A 2,011-nucleotide genomic window follows, 5' to 3' on the forward strand; every position below is an offset into this window, starting at 1 on the left:
GTCCTGCAGGGTCTGGGCGGGCGCCAGCTGCGCGGCCGCCGCCGATGCCCCGCCGTGGTAGCCCACCATCGCCGCCACGTCCTGGGCCCACATCGCCTCGTAGTCGCCCTCGAGTTGAGCGATCGCTGGCGCGTTGAGGCCGAACCAGTTCGACATCACCATCTGCACCAGCGAATTGCGGTTCAGCTGCACCATCATCGGGTGTACGGTCGCGGCCCGCGCCGCCTCGAACGCGCTCACCACCGCCCTGGCCTGGCCGGCCGCTCCCGCTGCTTGAGCCGCTGCCGCGCCCAACCACCCGCTATACGGTGCGGCCGTGGCCGTCATCGCCTGGGCCGCCGGACCCTGCCAGGCCTGACCGGCCAGCCCCGACGTCACCGAGGCGAACGACGACGCCGCCGAACCCAGCTCCGATGCCAAGCCGTCCCAGGCCGCCGCCGCGTCCAGCATGGGCGCTGAACCGGCGCCAGAAAACATCAAGAGAGAATTGATCTCCGGTGGCAACACCGCGAAATTCGCCATCGTGGCCTCCTACCCGTTCCCCGGCCGCCAAGCGGGTGGCCGGTGCCGAATGGAATCGAGTATTCGGCACACATGCTACGGCGGCGCCGACCGGCAGTCCCGGCTTTGGGAGAACCCGCTGCCTCCATGAGCCACCGGTTACGGCAATATCCGGCTCAGGCCGAACAACCCGGATGAGCCGGTGATCGCGTTGAACATGCCGGACGCATACCCTGCAACGGCGGTGCCCAAGAAGCCGTTCGGGTCCGGCACGATGTGGTTTCCGACGCCTGAGACGTTGTAGTTGAAGACCGATCCGCCGGTGACCGAGTTGAAGAAGCCCGAGACAAAACCGTTGAAGTTTGCTCCGCCGCTGGCCGTGTTGTAGAAGCCCGACACGTCCTCACCGACGTTGCCGATGCCCGAGTTCTGCATGCCGGAATAGGTGGTGAAGCCGACGCCGGTGTTCGCGAGGCCCGCATTCCACATTCCGGTGTTGACGGAGCCCGAATTTCCATCACCCGTGTTGACGGTGCCCGAATTCCAGTTCCCCGTGTTGTCGACTCCTGCGTTACCGAAGCCGGTGTTCTGCGCACCCGAGTTCCCGAAGCCGGTGTTGAACTCCCACGAGTTGCCGAAGCCGTTGTTTCCAAGGCCGGAGTTCCCGATGCCGATGTTGTTGCTGCCCGAGTTCCCGAAACCGATGTCGTTGATGTTGCCGAGATTGAGGGTGTTTTCGCCCGTGTTGAAGAGGCCGACGTTGCCGCTGCCGGAGTTGAAGAAGCCGATGTTGTTGGTCCCCGAGTTCCCGAAGCCGATGTTACCGGTGCCCGAGTTCAGTCCGCCGAAGTTGAACTGATTGGTAGCGGTGTTGAAATAGGTGTTGCCGATACCGATCTCGTTGTTACCGGTGAGCCCGAAGCCGATGTTGTTGTTGCCGGTGTTCCCGCCGCCGATGTTGTTGTTGCCGAAGTTCCCGCCGCCGCGGTTGCCGTCGCCGCTGTTGCCGAAACCGATGTTGTTGTTGCCGGCATTGCCCATGCCGACGTTTTGCCCGGTGGTGGCCGTCTTTCCGGTGTTGCCGAAGCCGATGTTTCCGAAGCCGGCGTTTCCGGAGCCGAAGTTTCGGTTGCCGGTGTTCCCGTCGCCGACGTTGTGGTTGCCGCTGTTTCCGCCGCCGAGGTTGGAGCTGCCGGTGTTGCCGTTTCCGGCGTTGCCGTTGCCGGTGTTGCCGCTGCCCAGGTTGGCGTTGCCGAGGTTGCCGACGCCGAGGTTGGGCAGGCTGGCCAGCAGGTCCTGCAGCGACGCTGCGGGCGACAATCCCGCGGCCGCCGCCGATGCCCCGCCGTGGTAGCCCACCATCGCCGCCACGTCCTGGGCCCACATTGCCTCGTAGTCGCCCTCGAGTTGGGCGATGGCCGGGCCGTTGAGTCCTAGCCAATTCGACATCACCAGCTGCACAAACGAATTGCGGTTGAGCTCGACCATCAGCGGGTGAACGGTCGCCGCC

2 protein-coding genes are annotated in these 2,011 nt (G+C 64.9%); both read right to left on the minus strand.

Annotated features, from left to right (window positions below; genetic code table 11):
• The coding region (locus A5655_RS00490) for a PPE family protein (RefSeq protein ID WP_156764613.1) at positions 1-522 on the minus strand (522 nt) is incomplete at its 3' end.
• A 138-nt stretch (positions 523-660) separates the two neighbouring features.
• Positions 661-2,011: PPE domain-containing protein (locus A5655_RS00495; protein WP_082978399.1), on the minus strand; the 1,351-nt coding region annotated here is incomplete at its 5' end.

The sequence above is a fragment of the Mycobacterium sp. 1081908.1 genome, assembly GCF_001673535.1.
In the GTDB taxonomy this organism is placed as follows: Bacteria; Actinomycetota; Actinomycetes; order Mycobacteriales; family Mycobacteriaceae; genus Mycobacterium.